16 protein-coding genes are annotated in these 23,669 nt (G+C 48.7%); 8 read left to right on the forward strand and 8 right to left on the reverse strand.

The annotated features are described in order from the left end of the window. Nucleotides 1-199 precede the first annotated feature (199 nt). Nucleotides 200-1,210: an AraC family transcriptional regulator gene (locus ACWA6V_RS01970; protein WP_449520930.1), complete on the reverse strand. Its 1,011-nt coding sequence runs from the start codon at nucleotides 1,208-1,210 to the stop codon at nucleotides 200-202. A gap of 110 nt (nucleotides 1,211-1,320) precedes the next feature. Here ACWA6V_RS01970 and ACWA6V_RS01975 point away from each other — a divergent pair, with 110 nt between their 5' ends. After that, nucleotides 1,321-1,953 (forward strand): hypothetical protein, encoded by a 633-nt coding sequence (locus ACWA6V_RS01975; protein ID WP_449520931.1) that lies wholly within the window; start codon nucleotides 1,321-1,323, stop codon nucleotides 1,951-1,953. Between the two features lie 113 nt (nucleotides 1,954-2,066). Continuing rightward, the gene (locus ACWA6V_RS01980; protein WP_449520932.1) at nucleotides 2,067-2,270 is read left to right on the forward strand and encodes a 2-hydroxymuconate tautomerase family protein; all 204 of its coding nucleotides are present in this window, start codon (nucleotides 2,067-2,069) and stop codon (nucleotides 2,268-2,270) included. 411 nt (nucleotides 2,271-2,681) lie between these two features. Here ACWA6V_RS01980 and ACWA6V_RS01985 read toward each other — a convergent pair whose 3' ends face one another. From ACWA6V_RS01985 to ACWA6V_RS02010, 6 genes are all read right to left on the reverse strand, one after another. Beyond that, the gene (locus tag ACWA6V_RS01985) at nucleotides 2,682-3,098 is read right to left on the reverse strand and encodes a hypothetical protein (protein WP_449520933.1); all 417 of its coding nucleotides are present in this window, start codon (nucleotides 3,096-3,098) and stop codon (nucleotides 2,682-2,684) included. A 151-nt stretch (nucleotides 3,099-3,249) separates the two neighbouring features. Continuing rightward, on the reverse strand, nucleotides 3,250-4,077 hold the full coding sequence (locus ACWA6V_RS01990; protein WP_449520934.1) for a glycoside hydrolase family 11 protein: 828 nt from the start codon (nucleotides 4,075-4,077) through the stop codon (nucleotides 3,250-3,252). A gap of 179 nt (nucleotides 4,078-4,256) precedes the next feature. Continuing rightward, entirely contained in the window at nucleotides 4,257-6,191 is a 1,935-nt protein-coding gene (locus tag ACWA6V_RS01995) for a putative bifunctional diguanylate cyclase/phosphodiesterase (protein WP_449520935.1), read from the reverse strand. A gap of 143 nt (nucleotides 6,192-6,334) precedes the next feature. Next, nucleotides 6,335-6,688, reverse strand: coding sequence for a DMT family protein (locus ACWA6V_RS02000; RefSeq protein WP_310068228.1), 354 nt, complete (start codon nucleotides 6,686-6,688; stop codon nucleotides 6,335-6,337). A gap of 11 nt (nucleotides 6,689-6,699) precedes the next feature. Beyond that, the gene (locus tag ACWA6V_RS02005; RefSeq protein WP_449520936.1) at nucleotides 6,700-7,089 is read right to left on the reverse strand and encodes a hypothetical protein; all 390 of its coding nucleotides are present in this window, start codon (nucleotides 7,087-7,089) and stop codon (nucleotides 6,700-6,702) included. A 15-nt stretch (nucleotides 7,090-7,104) separates the two neighbouring features. Then, a complete protein-coding gene (locus ACWA6V_RS02010) occupies nucleotides 7,105-7,953 on the reverse strand; it encodes a 23S rRNA (adenine(2030)-N(6))-methyltransferase RlmJ (protein ID WP_449520937.1) in 849 nt (282 codons plus the stop codon). Nucleotides 7,954-8,140: 187 nt separating this feature from the next. On the opposite strand from ACWA6V_RS02010, the gene ACWA6V_RS02015 reads away from it, so the two are divergent. The 4 genes from ACWA6V_RS02015 to ACWA6V_RS02030 all read left to right on the forward strand — a co-directional run bounded on the left by ACWA6V_RS02015 (nucleotide 8,141) and on the right by ACWA6V_RS02030 (nucleotide 16,559). Beyond that, complete coding sequence (locus ACWA6V_RS02015) at nucleotides 8,141-9,919, forward strand: autotransporter assembly complex protein TamA (RefSeq protein WP_449520938.1); 1,779 nt, start codon at nucleotides 8,141-8,143, stop codon at nucleotides 9,917-9,919. Next, complete coding sequence (locus tag ACWA6V_RS02020) at nucleotides 9,919-13,866, forward strand: translocation/assembly module TamB domain-containing protein (RefSeq protein WP_449520939.1); 3,948 nt, start codon at nucleotides 9,919-9,921, stop codon at nucleotides 13,864-13,866. The genes ACWA6V_RS02015 and ACWA6V_RS02020 overlap by 1 nt, the downstream gene beginning before the upstream one ends. Nucleotides 13,867-13,982: 116 nt before the next feature. Beyond that, nucleotides 13,983-15,077: a glycoside hydrolase family 5 protein gene (locus ACWA6V_RS02025; RefSeq protein ID WP_449520940.1), complete on the forward strand. Its 1,095-nt coding sequence runs from the start codon at nucleotides 13,983-13,985 to the stop codon at nucleotides 15,075-15,077. 303 nt (nucleotides 15,078-15,380) lie between these two features. Further along, entirely contained in the window at nucleotides 15,381-16,559 is a 1,179-nt protein-coding gene (locus tag ACWA6V_RS02030) for a pectate lyase (RefSeq protein WP_449520941.1), read from the forward strand. A 92-nt stretch (nucleotides 16,560-16,651) separates the two neighbouring features. Here ACWA6V_RS02030 and ACWA6V_RS02035 read toward each other — a convergent pair whose 3' ends face one another. Then, nucleotides 16,652-17,524, reverse strand: coding sequence for a hypothetical protein (locus ACWA6V_RS02035; RefSeq protein WP_449520942.1), 873 nt, complete (start codon nucleotides 17,522-17,524; stop codon nucleotides 16,652-16,654). Between the two features lie 346 nt (nucleotides 17,525-17,870). Between ACWA6V_RS02035 and ACWA6V_RS02040 the strand changes: the two genes are divergently transcribed. Together ACWA6V_RS02040 and ACWA6V_RS02045 are read left to right on the forward strand one after the other, a co-directional pair. After that, a complete protein-coding gene (locus ACWA6V_RS02040) occupies nucleotides 17,871-21,155 on the forward strand; it encodes a glycosyl hydrolase (RefSeq protein WP_449520943.1) in 3,285 nt (1,094 codons plus the stop codon). Nucleotides 21,156-21,513: 358 nt separating this feature from the next. Then, nucleotides 21,514-23,669, forward strand: a 2,156-nt coding sequence (locus ACWA6V_RS02045) for a TonB-dependent receptor (RefSeq protein ID WP_449520944.1), incomplete at its 3' end; no start/stop codon positions are given.

The following is a 23,669-nucleotide window of genomic DNA, read 5'->3' on the forward strand; positions in this document are numbered from 1 at the left end:
TTTAAATTGATAAAACACTGAATTAAAGCGGCAAGGGCTATTTTAAATTATTGGGAGTGCGGACTGCTTAGTGAATAATGTAAGCCAAATTTCGAAATGAGTACAAAGGAGAAACCGGACTGAATGTCCACTTTTGTGATCTGAATTCAGCTCTTAAAGCGTTTACAAGCTTCCGCTTTGGGCACTGATTTTTGGCGCATTATGTTTTGGCACTTCTCCAAGAGCCTGGCGATGTTCCCATAGTGCGTTTAAATGCACGACTAAATGCAGCAACATTTTCATAACCCATTGTTGCTGTAATTTTTTCGATATTACTCTGTGGAAGTCTGAGCAGTTTTCCCGCCAGATACATTCGCCACTGCGTCACATACATCATTGGGCTCACGCCCAAAATCTGACTGAATCGCGCCGCAAATCGCGAGGGAGATAGGTGGCTTATTTCAGCCATATTGGCGACCGACCAAGAATATTCTGGCTGCGCGTGAATAGCGCTTATCACCTTCGCCACCATCGGATTTTTTATTCCCTGCAACCAACCACTTCTATTTACGCTATTGGATTCAATATATGCACCAATAGAATTGGCACACAAGAGCTCCAAATATCGGCCCACAATATATTCATGTGAATAAGACGGGTAGGTAAGTTCACTGAGCAATAAACCGATGATTGTTTTAATGGCTGGATGTGGAAAGCGATCAGAGTGTTTTGTAGAGAGTTTGAGAATAGGCGGTAGCGCCTCAAACAAAGGATTTCGCGTGGTGTTATGCAGTTGAAAAACACCGCACAATAACTTCGTTGACTGCGCCTCCACATCTGCACTTGGCTTAAAAATATTTTGGCCAGACTTCATGAGGGTTTCAAATGGAACGCATTGGGTACTTACGCCCTGATAAATAGTGTGCGCTTGGCCCGAGAAACAAATCACCATTTCCCCATCATAAACCCGCTCAAGACTGCCATCCGCCAACTCAACATCAATGAAACCCTGCTGAACCAAATGAAATGCAGCCATATGGGTATGCCCATTGTTTGCCAACGTTTGACTCAGTGCTTTGTGACTAGGGATAGCGATGGCCCAAGGTGCGGCGTAACTCTCATTCAATAACACGCCCCCAGACACCTGCATCGACAGCAGCAATTCACTGATTATATTGGCACTTTTACTATTATCAGTTGTTTCTGCAATGTTTTCGGTATTTTTAAGCATATTTACAATCTATCTGGTAGTTGATACTGCACATGTAAACACACAAACAGAGGGATTACACTATGTCATTTATCACATCGCCTTGGCTTATGATTGGGCTCGATTTACTCATGATTACCTACACGCTCTGGGTACTCTCCCTTAACAACAAACACGTTTTTCATCTTGGCATTGGCGTTGGGCTTCTTGCTTGGTTGGCGGCGCTCCATGCCGGTTTATCCACCCACAGCTTATTCAGTGAGGATATATCCGGGCCAATGTTCTTAGTCGTCATTGTCAGCGCTGTTGGCGGAGTGGGCGCATTACTTCTAGGCGTACCGAGCATTAGAAAAGTGCTGTTGAATTTATCCCAACAACAGCTTTTGCTACTGCAAGGAATTCGAGTATTTTTTGGCGCAACGTTTTTAATGAATGCCAGCGTGGGCGCTATGCCACTTGTTTTTGGCATTATTGATGGATGGTCGCATGTGACCGCCGGTTTTCTTGGATTGGCAGCGGCATTTTGCTTTTCAATCAACGCAAACCCAGAGCGACGTGCTTGGTTTGCAAACCTTTGGGGCTTAATGGATATTTTAGTGGTAGCCAGCACATTATCGCTGTTAATCTTGCGCGATATTACCCCGCACGGAAACATGATGTACGCTGTATTTTTACCCGCCCCAATGTGGTTATGGTTCCATGTCATTTCTATCTACAAATTACTGACTAACGATGACAAAAAAATTCCGGCTCTGCTGAGTTAGAAAAAACATTTTTGATTATTCGGCGCTGTTAATTTTATCTCAACGAAATTAGAGAAATAATTGCAGCGCCATTACCTAAAGTACAACTTAATAATTATTGAGGATGTAAATTTATGCCATACGTCAACATTAAAATAACCAATGATGGTGCGACAAAAGAACAAAAACGCCAGTTAGTGGCAGGCGTTACTGAATTACTCGTCAATATTTTAGGGAAAAATCCAGCCACAACGGTAGTCGTGATCGATGAAGTGGAAACAGATAATTGGGGGATAGGTGGAGAACTGGTTACTGATAGAAGAAAACGAAGTATCTAAATACCACACTCTGGCATTTTTATCTGAGTAGGAGTGTTTCTCGCTGTTCGTCGCTTGTAATATTTACTGAAAAATCATTCCAGAAGAATCTTATAACTCAACACAAGGCATTAGTTCTACCACACTAACCTCTAGGCGGTTTAAGTATTAAGCATTAATTAAGTGTTAATACGCTTTAAAAATTAACGTCTGCTTTCAAGTCCAGGCATCAAATTATGAAATTGACATGAACAGCCGCTTTGGGCACGCTGCCGTCCTTCAATCTGTTGCGGTTCGTAAACTCAGCCTTCGGCAGCTTGCTGCGCGAAGCACGGTCTACGCGACCCGCCCTCAAAACAATTAACGCGAAAACATACCCTAAAGCAATTACACAATATAACGAGCTGCATCAAACCACCTGCGTTGCCATGATCAACCCTCTTTAATCTCAATCCACTTCTTATTAGCCGTAGCCATAATCGCCAAATAGCGTTTTTCAAAAATAGCGGGGTCATATTCGGCGTTGCGTTTGATTAAGAGATTTAATTCGGTGTGTAAATCCAACAATTGGTTGCGGATATTGATTTCGTGAATCCATAATTTTTCGGGTGAGCGCAGTACTATGTAGCTGGTCACCATCGGCAAAATAATGGCGAATAATGTGGCGATATTTTTACTGGGAAAATTGAGTAGGGAAAAATCAAAGGCGGTGGCTATGGCGACGAGTACGGAGATTATTGATGAGGCGCCCCATAGGCTGCGGTGGAGCATCTTGTGCCGTGAGGCTTCTGTGCTGTGTTTTTTAGCGGCTGCTTCGATGGTTGAAAGCAAAGGGTTGTCATTGCTCATGGTGCCTCCGTACAGTGGGATTTATGTTTGTTAAAAAACAATAGGGTTCCTGTGTGCTGATTGTTCCCTTGATCCATGACTAAATCAATTGTTAGGATGTAAAAAAACGTCGTGGGATAAAATCGCACGGCGTTTTTTTTAGCGCTTTGGTTTATTTGGTTGCTGCATCCCACACTTTGCCCGATGCGGTACCGTCTTTTGGTGGGTTGAACACCTCAACGGCCATGACCTGATAGGTGGGGTCATCGCTTGCGTTGAAGTTATTCGTATCTGGAAGAATCCAACCGCTCTCGGCCCAAGCTTTTACGTGATCGGCAAAAATAATTTTATGGTCTTGCCCCAGTGGCATTTGCGTTTTGGGTTTGCTCCAGTATTGGTAGAAAGTGGTTGGCCCATTGATTGAAGGTTTTTGCTCGCGTATGGAACGATAAGTGAAATACTCAGTGCCATTGCTCACAAAGGTTTTGCCGTAAACGCCGTCTTTACTTGGGTCGTAAGTCCAACGTTGTAGTATGTAGTACTCAACCAAATGCGCGGGGTTAGAGGTGGGCATATTTTTGTCGAAGCCCCAGCCGTACAAAGTGATGTAACTTGCACCGCTGTCTTCGTTGAAGCGATAACCAATCACGCGATTTTTATCGCCATAATGCCAACCAGGGCCGCCGACATAATTGTAACCGCCGCCTTGCCAGCTCACGCTGAATGAACCATCGGTGCTCATGGTTAACGAGGCCGCGCCGCCATCTTTCCAGTGGGTGAAGAAAAGGTTGCCCACATGACCGGTTGCGTGATTTTGTGTGATGGTGGTATTGCCAGTGAATTTTTGTGTATAAGCTTTAAATTTTTCGATTCCGCTCGCTTGAACCTGAGCGGCCGAATTCATCGCAGCCGTCTCCGCTGCTTTCTGTTCGGTGGTGCAGCCGGTCATGCTGATTGCCGCCAGCAATAGTGTTGTTTTGAAACCAAAATAAATTTTCAAACGAATATCCCCCGTCTCTATTTATGTATTTTTTTGACGCGCGCTCGCAGTGAATGCGAGTGTGCGGTTAAACACACCACAGCTGTAGTTGTGATGCTATTGAGTAAAGCAGTTATTTGGATCAAAGCTAGTGCTTCAGTCATGCACGCTATCACGGCGGCTTGCCCGTGTAATCTAACTTAACTTGAATTATCTTTGCGCCAAAATTCCACAAAGCCGGCGACTTCATCGGCGGGCATTGGTCGTGCCCAAAAATATCCCTGCGCTTGGGTGCAGCCCAGGCTGCGTAAGAGAGCTGCGGTGCTAGCGTCCTCTACACCTTCAGCAATGGTTTTTAAACCGAGGCTGGCCGACATCTGGATAATGGCGCGGACGATGGCGGCATCACCGGTTTCATCATCCATTTTGCGTACGAAGGACTGATCGATTTTAAGTGCTTCTACTTCAAATTTTTTCAAATAGCCCAGATTGGAATAGCCAGTGCCGAAATCATCAATGGATAAGTGCACACCTTCTGCGCGCAAGCTCGATAAAGTGTTGGCGAGGCGGTCGCTGTCTTCAATCAATAATGATTCGGTGAGTTCCAGTTCCAGATATTGCGGCGGTAAGCCGCTGGTAGAGAGCGCGCCTAAAACAATCGCATCGATATTGCCGCGCTTGAATTGGATCGACGAAATATTCACTGCAACCGCAAATTGCAAAATGCCTTCATCGTACCAGCGCTTGGCTTGCTCGCAGGCTTCGGTGATAACCCATTCGCCTAATTGAATAATTAAACCGGACGATTCCGCGAGCGGAATAAACGTTGCGGGTGGAATAAAACCCTGCTCCGGATGGTGCCAACGTAACAGCGCCTCCAAGCCGCAGATATCGTTGGTTTGTAAATCAATTTTAGGTTGATAGTACAAACTGAATTGGTTTTCTTGCAGCGCTTTGCGCATACCGGAAATTAAACTGATGTGCTCCAGCATATTGCGGCTGATGGCCGGGTTAAAAAAGCGGAAGCTGTTGCGACCGGAATCTTTTGAGTGGTACATGGCGATGTCGGCTTTTTTTATCAGCGTATCCAGGTCTTCGCCATCTTGTGGTGCGAGTGCAATGCCAATCGAACAGGTGCAAAAAATTTCAATATTGCGATAGAGATAATTCTCTGAGACCAACTGCAATATCTCCAGGCTTGCCTGCGATACTTCATCGGCGGAGTTGATGTTGGGCATAAACACAATAAATTCATCGCCGCCATAGCGGCATACCAAATCGACTTTTTTGGTGTAGCTCAATAAGCGCAGTGCGACCTCTTTTAAAATTTGGTCGCCCGCTTGATGGCCAAGCGAATCGTTAATCGGTTTGAGGTTATCCAGGTCAATAAAAATAATGCCCAGCAATTGTTTTTGTGCTTGCGCCTTTTGAAAAATGCTATCGAAATTATGCTGCGCCATAATGCGGTTGGGCAAACCGGTGAGCGGGTCGTGCATCGCCATATGTTCGATATGGCTTTTGGCGGTTTTGACGCGTTCGTTTTCGCGCGCGAGTTCGTCCAGTGCGCCGCGATAGTCGTGCGCCAGCATCCAGACGGCAAAACCAATCACAGTGAGAATCACAATAGTGATGGTGCCGGTCGCTAAATTGATGGGTTCGATCTGGTTGTGGACGATGCCGTACTCATTGACATAGGCAATAGCCATCAACACGGCCACCATAATCAATAGTAGTACCAGCAGCAGGCGTTTATTGCCAAGCATGGCTGCAAAAATCAATACGCCGCAATAGCCCAGCACCGCGCTATCGCGAATGCCGCTACCGACCCAAATGAGATAAGAGAGCATGAGCGTGAGTGACAATAAAAAAATGGCAGCGCCAGTCACCGGGTGTTTTTTATAAATCGCCCAATCCACACTGAATAAAAAAATTCCGGTAGCGAGCATGACAATGGCATCGCTATAGCGGCCGGCACTGATGGTAATAATACTGACGAGTAGCAGGGCGATCTGGGTGATGCGCAGGATTTGGACGAGCCGTTTAATTTTTTGTCGGCCAAAATCCTGATAGGCAAGGGATGGCTGATGTACATGAACCTGAGTGCGAGAAGATTTATTGGAGTTTTGATTGTGCACGCTAACACCCTGGAGTTGGTAAGTCTGGCTAACCTGCGGGAATACAGCGTATCTCCATAAAGGTGGGTTTTTCCAAAGAACTAATCCGAGGTCAGCTTTATTTATAGCTGATTTATGCCAGAGTGCTACAGCGGCAGCCGGTTTTATCCTGACATTTTGTCTCTAAACATAAAGAAAACCGCACCCAAAAGGCATAAGCCCGCCCAGAGGTAATCCAGCTTCAGCGGCTCCTTCATATAAAACACAGCAAAGGGGACAAATACGCTCAGGGTGATAACTTCTTGCAAAATTTTTAATTGGCCGACACTCATCACGGTATAGCCGATCCGGTTGGCGGGCACCTGCAATAGATATTCAAATAGGGCTATGCCCCAGCTGATCAGTGCAGCAATGATCCAGGGTTTGTGATTTAGTTCTTTGAGGTGCGCATACCAGGCAAAGGTCATAAAAATATTGCTGCAAAATAATAGACCAATAGAAATTAATGAGGCTTGCATGGAGGCTCCGATTACTCTGTGTGCTTGGCTAGATCGGCTTTTTTGCCGGCGAAATAAGAGCTGATTATGCTCAAGATCCAACTTGCCAATAATATCCACTTGCCCTGCTCCCAGTAAGGCGAGGTAAACATGGCGCCGTGGAGTGAATTCCACATGTGGCCGATATCGATTGCCATGTTGCCTTTTTCGATTTCAGCAGCCATCTCTTCATTGAGTTTGAATGCAACGGCAAATAAATTTTTGAACAGCATAATAATCACCAGCGCTGCGGGAATGGCAAAAATGCAGCCGCGCAGATGGTGGCGTAAAAAAAACAAGCCTGCACCGGGGAAAATCGTTGCCGATAAAATCGCCGCGCGTTTTGCCTGGCTGAAGGTGTCTGAGGGTTTTGTGCTAGTCATAAACGTGTGTGCTCATTATTTTTCAGGTACTAATTGTTCCAGACGATAAAAAGCTTCGCCCGTTTCGTCGCCGAGATTATCGGCCAGCCAGGGTAGCGTTTCTTCCATTGCGCCCCAGAGTGTCCAGGGCGGGTTGATCACGATCATCCCGCTCGATGTCATACCGTATTCGGGGTTGTCGGCGCGCAGGCCAAATTCCATCAACTGAATATTTTTAATGCCGGATTTTTTTAATGCCAGTTCCATTTCATCAATACGTTGGCGCAGCACGACCGGATACCAAATCGCGTAGGTGCCAGTGGCAAAACGTTTGTGCGCCTGTAGTAATTGTTTGACCAAATGTTGGTAATCACTTTTCACTTCGTAGGAAGGGTCAAGCAATACCAGTGCGCGGCGCTCCGGTGGTGGCAGCAGGGCTTGCAGGCCGGCAAAGCCATCTTCATGTTCCACTTTGACGCGTTTGTCGTCGCGCATGCAATCGCGCAAAAATTGAAAATCGGCGGGATGCAATTCATGCAAAAACAAACGGTCAATCGGGCGCATCAATGTTTGTGCAATTAACGGCGAGCCGGGATAGAGTTGCAATTGTTTGCCGTCATTAACGGTACGCACTAACTCCAGCAAGCGCGCGATTGCCGCCGGCGTCTGTGCGGTTGACCACAGATGGCCAATACCGTTATCAAATTCGCGATTTTTTTGTGCTTGTGGCCCGTTCAATTTGTATACGCCCGCTCCGGCATGGGTATCAATAATACGCAGCGGTTTATCTTTTTGGGTCATGTACTCCAGTATATGAACCAACACTGTGTGTTTGAGTACATCGGCAAAATTACCGGCGTGAAAGCCGTGGCGATAGCTGAGCATAAAGAAATTCCAACGATAAGCGGTGTGGCTGCGGCAAGGAATAGTTCCAGCGCAGCGCAAGGAGCTGAATTATAGCGACCTGCAGGAACAATTGCCCCTACAAGATTGTCACAAAAGAAGCCTTTTAGCCGTGGGGTTTAGCAGTTAAAGTAGCGCCTGACCCCACCACACCAAGAAGAATCCGGAATTGCTGACTTCTGTCTCTCCCTTTGCGCGCGGATTTGCGCTCTTGCTTGCGCTGGTTGCCTTGCCACTTGTGGCGGCGGAACCTGAGATCGAGCTTGAAGGCGGCACCAAAAGCCTGCGCGAAAATATTCGCCAACACCTCACCCTCGCTGACGAGAGTTGTAAAACGCCCTTGTGGCGTTTGCACGCGCTGCTCACCGATGCTGAAAATGAAATTGCGGTGGCTGCACAGGCGCTGGGTTTCTACGAACTCGAATACGAAGCTAAATTGCGCAACGATAAAGAGTGCTGGGGCTTGGATATCACACTCACTCCCGGTGAACCGGTGCGTGTTAAAGAGGTGCGTATAGAGATTAATGGCGAGGGCAGGCAGGATGATATTTTTAAAAGTCTGTACGACAAACCCGGCATCAAGATTGGCAACAGATTAAATCATGGCAGTTATGAAACCTTAAAAGCGCGCTTTGGTACCCTGGCGGCGATTCACGGCTATTTTGATGCGACTTTTGAACACTCCCAAATATCCATTAATACCGAAGAGAAATCAGCCATTATTGAATTGGTGTACAACACCGGTAATCGCTACCGAATCGGCGTGATTAATTTGCAGCACGATATTCTCAACGAGAGTTTTCTGCGGCGTTATTTTAATTTCGCTGAAGGTGATTATTACGATTCAGACCAATTACTCGAATTAAAAAATTTATACAACGCCAGCAATTATTTTTCGGTGGCGAGTATTGCACCTAACCTGCAGGAATTAAAAGATAACAAGGTCACCGTTGACATGCAGCTGGAAGCGCGCAAGCGCCGCGAATATTCCGTGGGTGCCGGTGTGGATACGGACGCGGGGCCGCGCGTGTTGTTGGGCTTTGAGGACCGCTATGTCAATTCGAATGGACACTCCATTGCCGCCGATATTAATGCCGCTGAAAAGAAAACTAACGCACTGCTTGCCTACACCATTCCCATGCGTCGCCCAGCTTATGAATTTTTGCGCATTTACACCGGTTATGAAAAAGAAATTACCGATACCACGCGCAGTTACAAGGATACTTACGGTACCAGCTATACCTATTATCAGGATAATAAATGGCTGCAAACCTATGCGCTGGATTATGAGCGGGAAGATTCCACCATTGGTACAGACCCGGAAACCAGTACCGATTTGATTATCCCCTCGGTATCGATTACGCGCACCAAAACAGATGGCAATCCCTATCCGTTATCTGGTTGGACGCTGTTGGCGAAATTGTCCGGTTCGCCGCAAAGCCTGGGCTCGGATTTTAGTTTTGTGCAATTCCATCTGCGCGCAAAATATATAAAAGGTTTTTCCTTCGGACGGATTTTATTGCGTTCGGAATTGGGTACAACCCAGTTGGACGATTTCAGTGAGCTGCCTGCATCCGTTCGTTTTTTTGCCGGTGGTGACGCCAGTGTGCGCGGCTATGATTACAAATCCCTCGGGCCGACCCGCGATTTCAGCGGTTTTACCGGGCCATTGGAAAATCCGAAATTAGCCGATGAAGTGATTGGTGGTAATAACCTGCTGGTGAACAGCATCGAATACGATTACCGGTTTGAAGATTCCAAATGGGCTGCTGCCGTTTTTTTTGATGCGGGTAATGCGGCTAACGATACCAAAATTGAGGTCAAGCGCGGCGCCGGTGTAGGTGCGCGCTGGATTTCGCCCATAGGCCCCATCCGTATCGATGTTGCCAAAGCCTTGGATGGCGATGAAGGTGTGCGCCTGCATATCAGTATGGGGCCGGATCTATAATGCACGCTGATATTTTGCATAAAATGTTACGAAAAGCACGCAAGCTTTTTTTTGGTTTGCTGGCACTGATAGTCATTCTGCTCGCCAGCATCAGCGCGCTCGTTGAAACAGAAACCGGCAGCCGTTGGGTGGTCACACGTATCGCCAATTTAGTGGATATTACTCTGGGTGATATGTCGGGCAATTTGCGCACTGGCTTGGATATCGATTTTGTTGATTACGCTCAGGGCGAACACCACTATCGCGCAGAGCAGGTTTCATTTCGCTGGCGTCCTGCGGCTTTACTCTACAGTGCGGTATCGATTCAATCGTTACACGCAAAAAAAGTATTAATTCAAATTCCTCCGACGGCCAACAAGAATTCGCCTGCACAACCCTTTAGTAAATGGCCATCCCTGGCTTTACCTGTGCGTATTCGCCTCGACCAATTGACGGTTACTAATATTGATTACGTGCAAGGCGCTACGCATTTGCACTGGAAAAAATTAAGCGGCTCGCTGGGGTTGGGTACATTTCATCTGCGTTATGACAACCTCGCGTTGCAACACGCCGACTATGCACTTCATTTAAGTGGCACAACTAATTTACGTTTTCCCTATGACACCGAAGCAATGCTGCAGTGGCAATGGCAAGCTCAGCCGCAAGACGCGGAAGGTGCAGCTCCCCTTGCCTATATGGGCGTAACTGAGCTGAAGGGGGATTTGGTTGATTTGCAATTGCACAACCAACTCAGTTTGCCGGTGGTGTTAAGTGCTGATGCTACCGTGCAGTTGGTCGATAAAAAACAACAGCTGCAAACAACTCCACCTATGACGCTGTTACTAAGTTGGCAACAGCAAACCTTGCCCGCGCCCTGGTGGATTCCCGCCCAGCCACTGCCCATCACCAATGGCAAATTAACGGCTACCGGCAACTGGCGGCAATACACAGCACAGCTGGATGGCGATATTCATTTACCCGATGCACCGGCATTGGCGATTACCGCAGCGGCCAGTGGCGATTTGGAAAAAATTAACGTCAGCAATTTATTTATCCGCGAATTGCACAATGTCATTACATCGGACCCTAATGCGGTGCTCGATACGTCAGCGGCTCCCACCAGCGCTATTGCACCTGGCAGCAGTAACGAAACCGGATTGCAACTAAGCGGCGATGTGCACTGGTTGCCACAGTTGGAATGGCAGGTGACTGCCGATGCAAAACGGTTAAATCTCGCCAGCGTGATTGACGATTGGTCGAGCGATATCAACCTGTCTTTTACTACCAGCGGCTCGCGCACTGAGGGTGTATGGCAAGCGGCGCTACAAAATTTCCAATTGTCGGGCGAGTTGCGCGGCGTTAATGTTCGTGGCGAAGGCGACGTATTTTTTGAAAAAAATGCGCTGCGTAGCGATGCCTTCAATGTGATTGTGGGCGCTAATCGTTTGCAAGTGAACGGTGCAATTGGTGAACAATTTAATCTCGATTGGAATCTCAATGCGCCTTTGCTGCAGCAGTTGGATGAAAGCTTGAACGGCAGTGTGATCAGCAGCGGTGAATTGCGTGGCGATTGGAAAAAGCCGCGCGTACAAATGCAGGCAAGTGCAGTAAAATTTTCCTGGGGCAATTATGCCGTCGATAAACTCGACCTCTCATTGATTCCAGCATTGGCTGATACAGTCTCGGGGAAAACTGTCACGGAAAAAATAGCCCCGGAAAAAACCGTATCGAAAAAAACAATCCCGGAAAAAACAGCGCCGGAAAAAAATACTACTCAAAAAATTACAGATCCAACACCGCAAATGCCAGCGGATGAAAATGGCTTGGCTGGCATAGTCAGTGAAATCGTCAATGAACATTATGTGTTGGCGTTTAATGCCAAACAGTTGCGCGTTGCTCAGCAACGTTTTTCTACCCTTAAGCTTGATGGCACAGGTTCGATTAACCAACATCAATTAGCGGCAGTGATAAAAAGTACGGCCTATGGCCATGCGGATTTTAAATTGGTGGGCAATTATGATGGCAGCGAATGGCAAGGTAAATTAACGCAGCTAGCGATCAAGGCAAAGCGCGTACCGCGTTGGTGGCTCACCGGCAGCAAACCGATTCGCGTCAATAAAACCTCAGTACAGTTGGGCACGCAGTGTTTAACCACGCGCAGCAATTTAACGGCGGTGGTGGAAAATGCGGAGTTGTTAGAGCGCGAACAATTGATCGGTGAGTGGCTGCCCAATCAATCGCCGGTTAAAAGCCCTTACGCATGGTTGGATCAGCATCACGCCTTACCTTCGTCTGGCATAGAAAAATATTCACTGCCACAATTGTGTATTGATGGCGAATGGGCGCAAACCACGGGTGCAAAATTAAATGTGCTGGTGGATTCTGTTCCACTGCGCCAATTTCTCGCGCTCTTTAAAGTGGAAGTGTATTTTGCCGGGGTAATGGATGGTTCGCTGCATGCAACCAGCCAGGATTTTTCGCTCGCGAATACGCAAGTCAGTGCTAACATCAGCACGCGCAATGCGGAATTGCGCTATCAATATTCCGGCGGCACTACGGAAGTTTACGCTTGGCGAAATTTCGGGGTGCGTGCGACTTTGGATAAATCATTGCTCGATGTTGTTGCCGGAATGGAGTGGGTTGGCTATGGCAATATCGATGCAAATACCCAATTGGATTTGGCGCAGAAAAAAATTAACAATGGCAAATTGCAGGCGCGATTTGACAACCTTGCCCCGCTGGAAACACTGCTGACGTATGCCAACGATGTGAAAGGCGATTTCCGCGCGGATTTAATTGCAGGCGGAAGTTTTGCAAAGCCTTATGTGCTCGGCGATATTAGTCTGCGCAATGGCACGGCTAACTTGCCTCGTCTCGGTTTGGATCTCAATAATATTGAATTGCAGATTAATTCCACCCAGGCTGGTGATATTAATCTGGTGAGCCAATTGCAATCCGGTGACGGGCGTTTATCGCTGGTGGGCGATTTACATCAATTTGGTACCCCGGATTGGAACCTGCAGGGTTTTATCAATGGCGCCGATTTTAAAGTGATCTCGCTACCGCAATTAAAAGCAACGCTCAGCCCCGATCTTAAACTTACCGCGAATCGCGAAGCGATTAACATCTCAGGCGAGGCCATTATTCCCTGGGCGCGCGCGAACATAAAACGCTTGCCGGAATCCGCCGTTCAGGTATCGAGCGATGCGGTGATAGTAAACGAAAATTTCTCAGCGGATGGTGACGCGCGGTCCATCGAATTTTTTACCAATTTAAAATTGTCGCTGGGCGATGATGTGCAATTCAAAGGTTTTGGTTTAAACAGTAAATTGTCGGGCAAGTTAAGTTTGCTAAAAGAATCCGGACGGCAATTTTTTACCAGTGGTTATGTGAGTGTGGCTGATGGTAGTTATAAAGCTTACGGGCAGACCTTGACCATTGATCGCGGTCGCTTGGTGTTTCAGGGGCCTTATGAAAATCCGGGGCTGGATATTCGCGCCTCACGTGTAATTAAAGATGACGATGAAACCAAAGTGGGCCTGGAAATTGGCGGCACCTTACAGCGCCCAATTGCCCATGTTTTTTCCGTGCCGACCCGCTCTGAAAGCCAGGCGATGATGATGTTGCTCACCGGCAAACCGGCCAACGATGTGACCAAGGCCGATGCGTCGATGTTACTTGGTGCAATGAGTGGATTGGGAATGGATTCGGATGGCTCCATTACCTCGCAAATTACCCAGTTATTCCGGCTCGATGAGTTGGAAGTAAAATCGGACGAAGGTATTGATCAAAGCCAATTGTTTATTGGCAAATATCTCACGCCAAAATTGTTAGTGCGCTATGTGGTGGGAATTTTTGATCGCGCCTTTAGCTTGGGAATGGAGTACCAGCTAACCAAACATTTGCGCTTGGAGGCAGAATCCGGTGAAACCCAAAGTGTGGATGTGGTATATAAAATCGAGCGTTAATTATCGCCGGGTTTAATACGGGTAAACTTGCGTTATTCGCGCTGCATTCTGCATTCATTTGTGCTATTTCTAGCGCCCGGAATATTGATATCCAATAAAAACCAAGAGGCGCTGCTATGAAATCCCCGCATCACAATTTGAAACTACTTTTATTTCCGCTGTTTATTTTTATCAGTGCAAATAGGCTGGCCGACGATGCCTGGCAAAACGCCAGTGGCTGGTGGAATGCAACGGATATTCCGGCGTTTGATAAAAGCAAAATTACCCAGCAACTTTCATTGCTAAAAGTGCAACGTAATAAATTTGTCGATGCCAAAGGAAATGTGGTGATTTTTCGCGGGGTGAATATTGCCGACCCGGATAAAATTGCCAACGACAAACGCTTCACCAAAAAACATTTTGAAGTGATCAAAGCCTGGGGCGCTAATGTGGTGCGTGTGCCGGTACATCCATCGGCCTGGCGCAAGCAGGGCAAAAAAGCCTATTTGGCGCTGCTCGACCAAACCGTTATTTGGGCGAATGAATTGGGTATGTATGTGATTATCGATTGGCACTCGATCGGCAATCTCAAATCGCAAATGTTCCAAAACAATTCCTATTACACCGATAAGGGTGAAACCAATGATTTTTGGCGCACGGTATCCGAGCGCTACGCTGGCGTAAATGCAGTCGCTTTCTATGAGATTTTCAATGAGCCGACGGTGTTTAGCGGCCGTTTAGGTGTGGTGAGCTGGGCGGAGTGGAAGGCGATCAACGAAGAAATCATCACGGTGATTCAGGCGCACAATCCCAATGCGATTTCACTCGTGGCCGGTTTTAATTGGGCTTACGATCTGACCCCGGTGGCGACTGCACCAATCGAGCGCGAAAATGTGGCTTATGTCAGCCATCCTTATCCGATGAAAGTGGGCGCGCCCTACGAAAAAAATTGGACGCGCGATTTTGGTTTTCTCGCGGATAAATACCCGGTGTTCGCCACTGAAATTGGCTACCAGTTAGCAACCGATAAAGGGGCACATATTCCGGTGATTGACGATGGTAAATACGGCAAACGCATTACCGATTATTTTGGCGATAAAGGCATTAGTTGGGTGGCTTGGGTATTTGATCCGGATTGGTCGCCGCAACTGTTTACCGACTACAACACCTACGAGCCGACCATGCAAGGCAAGCATTTCCGCGAAGTCATGCTGCGCGAAAATAAGAAATAGTTTTTATATAACCACCTCCTGACAATCCAGGAAATCAAGAGGCAGCACACAATTGCCTTGTGTGCTGCGTCCTGATTTTGCACATTGCCACTTAAGTGCAATTGTTTTTTTGCGGCGAGCGCGTAGACTCGCCGACACTTGTTGCTATAGCGGCAACAGTTCCCATAACAATAATGAAATCATTTTTAGTCGGCATGGTCTCCCAGTTTTTGTAGTTTCTGTTGGTTCAATACCTCATGTGTTTTTGCGGCGGTAGTTTTCACTTGAAAGCTCAGCCTACTGAATTTCATCGAGGGATTTTTTATGCGTATTAAAATTTTATTGTCCGGGCTGGTGCTCGCCACGCTCGCATCCAGTGCGTTGGCAGCGAATCGCCCGGCGGGCTATGTGACTATCTGTTCTGAAAATAAAACCTGTTCGGTTGCGAATGCAACAACGGTAGCGTTTGGTCGCGCGGATAAATTTACCTATAAATTATTGTCGGGCAGTTTTGTGTGCTCTGAAGCGGTATTTGGCGCACGAGTTGCCGGTGGCGTAAATGAATGTTCGATCGCGCGCACCACAAATTCAAGCAGCTCTGTGCCAGCGCAGTCGTCATCCAGCAAACCGGTAGTGAGCAGTGTGCCCAGCTCGGCGACCAGTTCAAAAAGTTCAGTGAGTAGTTCGGCGAGCAGCGTAAAAAGTTCAGTGGCCAGTTCGTCATCCAGTTCGGTAAGTAATCCTCCGGTGGGTAGTTACTATCCCGGTTGTGAAAAACCCGAACCGACTGAAACCGTGCAATTGCCGGCTACACGTGTTGTTGTCGCAGGTGAAGTGTTTGATGGTTTGAATAAGCGCTACAACCTTTCTGGTGGCGGTCAGGGCGAAGGTCAACCACCGTTGTTTGATGTGCAGGAAGGCGGGGTGGTGCGCAACGTCATTATCGGTGCAGCCGCTGCTGATGGTATCCACTGCAAAGGCAACTGCACCATCGATCATGTGTGGTGGGAAGACATTGGTGAAGATGCCGCAACAGCGATGGGGCCAGCGGGAACCATCATGAATGTGACCTGCGGTGCAGCCTTCAATGGCTCCGATAAAACCTTCCAATTTAATGGTCGCGGCGAATTGCACATCAGCAAATTCTACGTGCAAAGCGCAGGTAAATTGGCGCGTACCTGCGGTGACTGCACCAACAATGGCGGCCCGCGCAAATTGGTGATCAACGATGTGATTACGCGCGATGTCAGCACGATTGTGGGCATCAATACCAACTTTGGTGATACCGCTACGATTCGCAATTTAACACTGAACAACAGCGGCACGTCCAAGACCAAAATCTGCCAGGTGTACAAAGGTGTAGTGAAAGGTTCAGGCAGCAGTTCGGCGCTCGGTGTGGAATTTGATACGCCCAATTGCGATGTGCGCCAAAACGATGTGACCTTACTCGGTGTCAGCCAAATGAATACCTCTGCTTGTGCGGGATCTTGCCCCATTCCCTAAGCGCTTCGTCGTCCGTAGCGCATTGCTTCTGCCCAACCCGCCCGGGTTGGGCAGTTTTTTATTTATGTACATAAAATGTATGTGCGCAGAATTTATTGCGGGAAATCCAGGCGTTTTTCGCATTGCCCTTGCTCAGGTAAATAAGGCGATTTCAAACAAAATATTTTGCGCTGGTTGAGATGCAATTGCGCTATGTCAGCGGCGTGATGCTGTTTGAATAGCCGATCAAACTCGCCGCTGCGCTGCAATTTTTGCAACCCCACTTCCACCCGCCGCGCCAATGCCGGAAATTGTTTGCTGATATGCAAATAAATCGGGTAGTCGTAGTAAATCAACAAATCCGGTTCTACCGCCAAAAACGGGAATTTATTTTTTTGGTCGCGCCAGGTGTACATCACTTCATCGGCGCCCAGCGGCAAACACTCATAGCGTTTGACAGCGAGCATTTCAAACAGCGCCTCAAAGGTGGGTGCCTGTTTAGGGTGGATGCCGTTGTGTTTGTAAATTTCCACATCGGCCCAGTTGAGCCCCTGGGCGATTTGCAATTGGTTGAGCGAGTGCAATTTATCGCTAGCGGGAAAGTTGGCGGGATTGATCAGGCACACGCGATAGCCGAGCAGGCCGCGCAGTATATCGACCGGCACAGTAATCACATCGGCGCGCGCTATCACCGTGCCCGGCGACGCCCAGAGCAGGTTGAGGATTTTACCCTCGCTGATTAGCAACGCCTGGCGTTTGGCACTGGGCTCTTCCCCAAAGGGGACAAGCTGATAATCGCCAAATTCAGCGCGGGTTACATCCAGGATTTTGGCAATCAATTCAAATTTGTAGGCGTGGCGCGCATCTTTGGCGCCGCGGTCGTAGTAGCGCACAATCATCGGTGCTAGCGGATTGACCGCTTCATCTATTGCCATAGTTTGCATTGGCAGCAGTAGCGCTAACATAAGCAACGGGGTGTATTTCACGGTGAGGCTTCACTCCGTAGGGCTGGTTTCATTTAATCGTCACTTGATTGGTCTAATCCTAGCGCAAAAACGCAAGCCTACACGCATCGTTGCGCCCGCTTAAAAACCTCTCCCTCTTCACAAAAACGTAAAGTGAGAATGGCCCAGTTTGCATTTCGGCGCCAACATGGGACGACCAGACTTAAATTCAGGTAGACGATAACTAAACTGGAATCCAGTTTCTCTCCCGGTCTCACGCAAGTCTGTGCAGTAGGAATCTAACAACAATAACAGTGACGTAGTAATACCCCTGAGACTAATGGGTTCCCGGTTCAAATAATCAATAACAATTATTAGGTCACTAATTATGAAACGATTCAACCGAGTCCTGCTTCTGCTGGGCGCGCTGGGTTTTGCCCATGCGAGCCAATCTGCAATCCTCAATTACGGCGCCGGTAATATCAGCGATACCATCAACACTGCCGGTTGGAAATGTGTCGTCGATTACGGTAACTGGATCCACAATGCCGGTGTGGTCAAGCCCGGTGTCAGCAGTTGTAATCCCATAGGTGCGCCTACCCAGCTGTATCCGCAAGAGGTCGCACCCGCGAGCACCAAGCCGACCATGACCCACCGCTGGTGGGGTTCAATCCCCTTTATGGGCGAGATGAAAGTCGGCGCTCCTACCGATTCCGGCTATATCACTCCCGATCCGATCACTGCCCGGATTACCGAGCGCGGTGTGCGTATTCTGGGTATTCCCGGCGGCCTGCGCACGGGCACCAACGATACCCTCTACTCCATTCCCGATCCTTTCAGCGAAGTGTTTGACGGTATCGCCGTAGGCAACTCGGCCTATTCCAATTTGGAAGCCTTCCTGAAAGATTACAGCGATGGCTCGGTCACAGTGCAGTGGAAAAGTGGCACTACCGCAGTGATGGAAGCAACTTTCGTGCACGGTTCTCCTTACGTGTACTTCACTGCCTTGCAAGGCAATCTGGTTATTCGCACCAAGTCGGCTGATGGCGGCGAGAAGGGTGTGTTCCACCAAAGCGGCAACAATCTGGGGATCTGGACTGATGTGGCGGGCAATCGCAATGCCTTCCTGATTGTCGGCCACGATGCCACCACCTATAGCGGTGTGAATACCAACAGCATTGGTGTTAACAACAGCACCAAGCGCATGACGGTGGCCTGGTTGCCACAGCTGACCGGTACACCTGACGCGGCAATGATCTCTGCCTTTGCCCAGTATGCCGCCCAGCGCGTCGATAAGGTAAACATCAACTACACCGTTGACCGCGCGGCCAACAAAGTCACTGTCAGCCACCAGTACCAATTCAATGGCGCTAACGTAACGACCATGGCGGGCATGCTGCCCTTGCACTGGAAAAACTCTACCCAGGGTGTGACCAGCTACAAAGTGCGTTCTGCGCGCGGTGTGACCAAGTTTGCGGCGACCAGCAATTTTAGCTACACCATCCCTTATGTGGGGGTGCTGCCTTACTTCCCGGAAAACATAGGCGATTACAACGCGACCCAATTGCGCGCGCTGGTGACCGAATTTGTTAATCAGGGTACATCCAAGTGGAACACCGCGACCGATACTTACTGGGCCGGTAAAAACTACGGCAAAGTGGCGGAGCTCGCAGCGATTGCCCGTTCCATCGGCATGACGACTGAAGCCAACCAGATGATCGCCTGGCTCAAGGCTGAATTGCAGGATTGGTTCCGCGCCAATACTACCGGCGCCCTGGATACCACCAAATACTTCGCCTACGAAGGCAACTGGAACACTCTGCTCGGGTTTGATGAATCCTTTGGCGCGCAACAACAACTGAACGACCATCACTTCCACTACGGCTACTTTGTGCGTGCTGCTGCGGAAATCTGCCGTATCGATGCTGCCTGGTGTGGATCTACCCAATACGGCCCAATGGTCGAATTGCTGATCCGCGATTATGCCGCTGGCCGCGACGATGCCATGTTCCCCTATCTGCGCAACTTTGACCCTGCCTACGGTTTCTCCTGGGCATCTGGCCACGCCAACTTCGCCCTGGGCAACAACAACGAATCGACTTCAGAAGCGGCTAACGCCTACGGCGCTATCGTCCTCTACGGCATGATCACCGGCAACAACGCCATCACCGAGCGCGGTATGTACTTGCATGCCTCATCAACTGCGGCCTATTGGGAGTACTGGAACAACATCGACCGCTACAAAGGTCTGGGTGGTGATTACGACAACTTCACCTCGACTTATACCAAGCCGACTACCTCAATTATCTGGGGCAATGGCCATGTGTTCTCCACCTGGTTCAGCGGTGCCTACGCGCATATCCTCGGTATCCAAGGCCTGCCACTCAGCCCGCTGGTACTGCATATCGGCCAACATCCAGGCTACCTGAATAACTATGTGACCCTGGGCTTGAGCGAGTCTTCCAATGGCAAGCCATCTGGTTTACCGAACGGCCAATGGCGTGATGTCTGGTGGAATATCTGGTCGATGACCAATGGCCAGGCGGCAGTGGACGATATGTTGGCCTACGGCCTGAACAACCTGATTCCGGAAGAGGGCGAGACCAAGGCGCACACCTACCACTGGGTATACACCTACAAACAACTTGGTCATCTGGCGACCGGCACCGGCGCGCTGACCGCTAACCATCCTGCGGCAGTGGCATTCAACAAGAATGGCATCCTGACCTATATCGCCTACAACTTCGGTTGCGCAGCTATCAATGTGGCTTACTCCGATGGCACCAGCTTCTCGGTTCCCGCCAAAGGCTATGCCTTGAAGCGCACTGGTCAATCGGTAGTATCCAGCGGTGCTGGTTGTGGTGGCGCCAGCAGTTCGGCGCCAAGTTCGGTGGCGCCTAGCAGTGTTGCCTCTTCTTCCAAGTCATCGGTAGCACCGAGTTCAGTTGCCAGTTCAGTCGCGGCTACGCCTTACGGTCACACTGTACTGACCAGCAACAGCGTGCGTTTCCATGCAAACAACGCTGCTTGGGCGGATATTCACTACACCATCAACGGTGGTGCCCAACAAAATATCCGCATGACCAATGCGAGCAATAACAACACCTATACCCTGACCAACATTCCGGCAGGTGCGACCGTGCGCTACTTCTTCACCATCGCCCAGGGCGCAGGTGCAATTGATACCGCATGGGTGCAATTCGGTTGCTGCTCAGGCGCTACCTCAAGCACTCCCGCTAGCAGCACTCCGGCTTCCAGTAGCCGTAGCTCTGTAGCCAGCTCAGCTCCCGCGTTCAGTCAACTGGTGCAAGCCGAAGCATTCACGGCGATGAGCGGCGTACAGACGGAAGCCACTACCGATACTAACGGCGGTCAAAACGTGTCTTACATAGATGCAGGTGATTGGATGGCCTACGCCAATATCACCATTCCGACCACTGGCAGCTATCGCATTGAATACCGTGTCGCCAGCCCATCAGGTTCGCTGCTGTCATCTGACCTGAATGCCGGTGCCATTCAGCTGGGCAATGTGGCGATTCCGGCAACCGGCGGCTGGCAAAACTGGACGACTGTAAACCAAACGGTGACCTTGAATGCGGGTACCTACAGCTTTGGCATCTTCGCCCAGCAATCAGGGTGGAATTTGAACTGGTTCCGGATTACCAAGTTGTAACTATCGCTTAAAACAACCTGTGGGATAAACCTGACCCCTGCCAGAGTCAACTCTGCCAGGGGTTTTTTATGCGTACCACTTTTTACATTGTGTAGAACTTACACACCTCTAGTAATGCATAAAAATGACTTAAGTTATTGAAAAATATCAACATCCAAGCTTCCCACTCAGGGGTGCAAAAAGTGATATGCCTCAGGTTGGCGTATTTTTCAAGGTGGGACGACACCTTAGGCGTCAGTTGTGATTATGACGTGGCTAGAAAAGCAGTTGTGATCCGGCAGAGGGGGATTTGTGAGAGAACCGCCTACATGCTCCGGGCCGACAATAAGTCCATACCAATAAATAAATGGAGAACTCCATGAGTAAGACACTAACAATGACACAATCAACTGGTTTTAAAAGAAAGCTAATAGCAACAGCCATCGCTTCCGCCATGATTGGCGTAAGTGGTATTGCCCTCGCACAAGACGATAACGTAGAAGAAGTTCTGGTTACCGGTATTAAAGGCAGCTTGCAGCGCGCGATGGACACCAAGCGCGAAGCCAAAGGTGTAGTTGATGCCATCTCTGCTGAAGATATCGGTAAGTTCCCAGACACCAACCTGGCGGAATCTTTACAGCGTATTTCCGGTGTATCTATTGACCGTCAAAATAACGAAGGTAGCAAAATCACCGTACGTGGTTTTGGTCCCGACTTTAACCTGGTAACCCTGAACAATCGTCAGATGCCGACTAATGGCTCCAGCCGTAGTTTTGAATTCTCGGACTTGGCTGCTGAAACCGTTAGCGGTGTAGACGTGTATAAAACCTTTAGTGCAACCCGTGCAAGCGGTGGTATCGGTGCACTGGTCAATATTAAAACTGCTCGTCCTTTGGATAACCCCGGCCTGAAGGCGTCTATCGGTGCCAAGGCAGTAATGGATACCACTAATGAAGTGGGCGACGACATTACGCCGGAAGTGTCCGGTATTTTCAGCAACACTTTTGCGGATGACACTTTCGGTATTGCGCTTTCCGGTTCTTATCAAGAGCGTGACAACCGTTCAGTCAATGCAGATATCGCCAACTGGCGCAATGGCATCAACTTCCAAAAAGCAGTAGCTGATGCTGGTCAAACTGTAAATGTGGTGGATAACCGCGCAGACAAAAACGGCAACGTCTACTACCCAAGAAACTTTGGTTACGGCATTGAAGATTTCCACCGCGAAAGAACCAATGGTCAATTGGTATTACAGTACGCGCCAATCGACACCCTTAAAGCAACTCTGGATTACACCTACTCAAAAGTTGATCTCACTGCACTAAATACCGGCGTAGGTATTTGGTACAACGACTCAGGTTCTGATGCGCGCGATGTGGTGATCGATAAAAACGGTACTATCACCAAACTGACTGCTGCGGGCGATGACTTTGCCTCCAACATCCGTTTGAACACCTCTGAAACTGAAAACAACTCTGTTGGTTTCAACGTGGATTGGGAAGCATCAGATAACCTGACGCTGACATTTGACGCACACAACTCTACCAATGAAAACGGTGGTGTTGGTCGCGGCCACAATGCATTCCTGATTCTCGCAGCACCGTTTATCGATAGAAAAACTTACGACGCTACTGCTGGGGACGATATTCCCTTTATGCACGTGACCTTTAATCCAAATGGTAAAGGCATCGTCAATGGTGTACCCACAGCAGCTTCCTACGATTCGCTTTTCGGTGAAGCGAATTTGGATCTGAAAAAATCAGAAATTACGCAATTCCAAATCGACGGTACTTTTGACACCAATGCCGATGCTGGTATTACCTCGATTGATTTTGGTATTGGGCAATCTGATATTGCCAACCGTTGGCGCAGCTTCAGTACTGGCCAGATTGCAGCGGGTTGGTACGGTGGTAATCAGGATCTATTCCCGGATGATATTTTTGAGGAGCATAACCTCAACGGTTTAACACCTTCCTTCTCTGGTGGTGGCTCGAATGTACCCGTGTACCACTCATGGGATTTTGAAAAAGGTGTGGCTATTGCTGAATCCGAATGGAATATCCCTGGTGGATCAAAAAGACCTTGGGGTTGGGGCACAGGTAACATGCGTCCTGATTTGAATGGTAATCCGACCAGCGATCATAAAGTTACGGAGGAGACTACCAGTGCATATATGGAGTTTAACTCTGCAGGTGATCTTGTTGGCATGCCGCTCAAGATAACAACCGGTATGCGCTACGAAAGTACGGATATTGAATCCAACAGCTTCACCCGTGACCCATCTCAAATTGTGTGGATCAATCAGACCGAGTGGAGTCTTAACCTAGCACCTAGCAGCTACTATGGTTCAGAAGCGGGTAGCTACGATGTATGGCTACCCAATTTGGATGTGAGCCTGGACGTTAATGACGATGTTGTTGCGCGTATGAGTTACAGCAAGTGGATCAGTTGTCCTATTCTGAGCAAAATGATTGGTAGCAGTAGCGTAACCACACGTCCGAAGCCAGGTGAGCGCACCGGTACCGCAGGCAATCC

It is taken from the genome of Cellvibrio sp., from assembly GCF_053579595.1.